This window comes from Actinosynnema sp. NPDC023658 (assembly GCF_040639995.1).
Lineage (GTDB): Bacteria > Actinomycetota > Actinomycetes > Mycobacteriales > Pseudonocardiaceae > Actinosynnema.
This window is the reverse complement of record NZ_JBFAAX010000710.1, coordinates 1-2,972: the sequence shown is the minus strand read 5'-3', so window position 1 is coordinate 2,972 and position 2,972 is coordinate 1. Positions and strand designations below refer to the sequence as shown.

Annotated in this window: 3 protein-coding genes and 1 pseudogene; 2 read left to right on the top strand and 2 right to left on the bottom strand. The window is 75.4% G+C overall.

Annotated features, from left to right (window positions below):
- Positions 1-312 (bottom strand): hypothetical protein (locus AB0G02_RS33600; protein ID WP_360802409.1); only part of this gene is annotated, 312 nt, incomplete at its 3' end.
- Between the two features lie 342 nt (positions 313-654).
- Between AB0G02_RS33600 and AB0G02_RS33595 the strand changes: the two genes are divergently transcribed.
- Together AB0G02_RS33595 and AB0G02_RS33590 are read left to right on the top strand one after the other, a co-directional pair.
- Entirely contained in the window at positions 655-1,074 is a 420-nt protein-coding gene (locus AB0G02_RS33595; protein WP_360802406.1) for an Hsp20/alpha crystallin family protein, read from the top strand.
- Positions 1,075-1,105: 31 nt separating this feature from the next.
- Positions 1,106-2,236, top strand: a complete 1,131-nt coding sequence (locus tag AB0G02_RS33590; RefSeq protein WP_360802404.1) for a winged helix DNA-binding domain-containing protein — start codon at positions 1,106-1,108, stop codon at positions 2,234-2,236.
- A gap of 15 nt (positions 2,237-2,251) precedes the next feature.
- On the opposite strand, the pseudogene AB0G02_RS33585 reads toward AB0G02_RS33590, so the two are convergent.
- Positions 2,252-2,972, bottom strand: a pseudogene (locus AB0G02_RS33585) (hypothetical protein); the annotation flags it as partial.

The following is a 2,972-nucleotide window of genomic DNA, read 5'->3' as shown; positions in this document are numbered from 1 at the left end:
GGCGTACCCGTCGGGTGCGACGGCGACGCACCGCCGCTCGTGCGGTCCGGTGGTCACCTCGCCCACCACGAACCCCAGGGCCTGCGCGCGGGCCACCGCCTCGTCGAGGTCGGGCACCTTCACCAGCACCGCCGGGCCGTCGTGCACGCGGTCCGCGCCGGACAGGGCCAGTCGCCCGCCCGCCACGTCGAACTGGGCCCAGCGGTCGCCGTCGACGAACGTCGGCTGCACGCCGAGCAGGGCCGACCACCGCTCCACGGAGCCGGCGAGGTCGTCTGTGGGCACAACGGGAGCGATGCGTTCGGCAGTCACGGAACCGACGCTAGAGACGCCCCGGTGGGCCGTCAATCGCCACGGGCCCGCACGCGCACATCGAGCAACAACGCGGAAGTTCGGCCGGTTCACCCCGAAGGGTCCGAAGTGGACCGAGCAGGTTCCGGGACAAGGGCGACTCGGTCGAGATCAGGCTCTGCTCGTCGCTCCCGGCGGTGCGTGGGCGTGTCCTCCTCCGTGCTCGGGGCCGGGCGCCTGCCTACGTGCCGTACCCCGGTCAGCCCGCCCGCATTCACCCTTTCGAAGGAGACTGCACGTCCGCCGGTCGGGGTATCAGCCGGGGGTGGGTGGCCGAACGAGAGGTGCGCCGTGGTCGAGCGGGTGACAGTCCGACGCCGGGTCCCCGGTGCGGAACCGGACTACGCGCCGGGTCCGGACCCGGTGGTCGAGATGGACGTGTGGTGGGACCGGATCGGCCGGACCCTGGGGCGCGACTGGGACCTGACCACGGACGACGACCGGCCGCTGCTCGTCGACGTCGCGGTGACCGGGAAGGCGTACTTCTTCGCCACCCTGCTCGACGACGTGCGGCCGCGCGACGTGCGGGTGGAGGTGCGCGACCACGACGTGCGGTCGGACGGGACGTCGGTCAGGCGCGACCGGGTCGGCATCACGGTGCTGCCGGCCCGCCGCGCGCGCACCTACTACTACTGCGCGACGGTCCCGGCCGAGGTCGACGTGGGGCGGATCGACGCGTGGATGCTCGACGGCATGGTCGTCGTGCGCGTGCCCACCCGCTAGGTGTTCACCCGGGTGGGGGAGACTCCCCGCCGTGCGCATCAGTGCTCGCGGGCTCAACCGGGCCACCCTGGCCCGACAGCTCCTCCTGCGCCGCGAGGCGCTCGGCGTCGGTGACGCGGTCCGCCGGGTGTTCGCCGTCCAGGCGCAGCACCCCGCCTCGCCCTACGTCGCGCTGTGGAACCGGATCACCGACTTCGACCCGGCCGACCTCGACGCCGCCTTCACCGGGCGCACGCTGGTCAAGGCGACGCTGCTGCGGATCACCCTGCACGTGGTGCACGCGGACGACCACCCGGCGGTGCACACGGCCATGCGGCCGTCGTTGCGCGCGGCCCGGCTCGGTGACCGCCGCTTCACGGTGAGCGGCCTCTCCGTCGAGGACGCCGACGCCGTCGTGCCGGAGCTGCTGGAGTTCACCGCCCGACCGCGCACGGCCGCGGAGGTCGAGACGTGGCTCGCCGCACGGCTCGGCGTGCCGCCGAAGGGCGTGTGGTGGGCGCTGCGCACGTTCGCGCCGTTGCTGCACGCCCCGACCGGCAGCCCGTGGTCGTTCGGCGCCCGACCGTCGTACGTGACCGCCGACGTGCGGCCGGAGGGCACCCCCGACGAGCGCCTGCCCGCCCTGGTCCGGCGCTACCTGGAGGCCTTCGGTCCCGCGTCGGTGGTGGACGTCGCCCAGTTCGCCCTGGTGCAGCGCTCCCGGGTGCGCGAGGCCGTGCAAGCCCTCTCCGGCACCTTGCGGCGACTCGAAGGACCCGACGGCGAGGAGCTGTTCGACGTCCCCGGCGCGCCCCTCCCGCCGGCGGACGCACCGGCGCCGCCGAGGCTGATGGCCATGTGGGACAGCACCCTGCTGGCGCACGCGGACCGCGTCCGGGTCGTCCCGCCCGAGTACCGCAAGCTGGTGACCCGGTCGAACGGGGACGTGCTGCCCACCCTGCTCGTGGACGGCTACGTGGCCGGCGTGTGGCGGCCGGTCGGGGGAGGGATCGAGGCGACCGCGTTCCGCCCGCTGCCCGACGAGGTGTGGCAGGGGCTCGCCGCCGAGGCGCGTGCGCTGGTGGCGTTCCTCGCGGATCGCGAACCGCTCGTCTACCGCCGCTACGACCGCTGGTGGTCCGACCTGCCCGCCGCCGACGTCCGCGTGCTGCCGGGCGGCTGAGCGGGGAGCACCGCGCTAGCTGGTCCAGGCGGCGAGGCCGGAGCGGGACGGGGCCACGCCGGGGAAGGCGGCCGACAGGACCTCCGCGTACCGGTGCGCCGCGGGCGTGGACAGGTCCGGCGGGGTCAGCCACGGCGCGAGGTGGTGGTGGCCCCCGGCGGGTGGTGCGCCGCCGAGCACCAGGACTTCCGACGCGCCGGGCGTGATGGTCCGGCCGAGCCGCGCGGCTTCCTGCCGGACGACCTCCGAGGCCTCGGCGGCGCGGGCGGAGCCGTCCGCCACGACCGCGAACGGTGCGTCGATCGAGGCGACCTCGGTGCGCAGCGCCGCCGCGTCGGCGTCGGTCATCCGGGGCCACGGCAGGGCGCCGCGCTTGCCCGTCAGCTTCGCCGCCAGCACCGCCGACGCGTAGTCGGGGCCTTCGGGGCCGCGGACGTCCGGTCCGGTCCACGCCACGCTGCCGGTGTTCACCGGCACGGTGGTCCGCGTGCCCTCCCGGTCCAGCCACAGGTCGCTGCGGCCCTCGGGCAGCCACACCAACGCCCACCGACCCGTCGTGCCCTCCTTGGGCCGCGCGGGCACGAGGGCGTGCGGCGCGTTGCCGACCGAGAGCGGGACGTCCGTCGTGAGCACGATGTTCCAGCCGGGCATGTGCGGCACGACCAGCACGTCCACCGGGCGCTCGCCCAGCGGCACGCGGGACAGCCGCGGCTCGCCGGGCGCCGGGGTGCCGAGC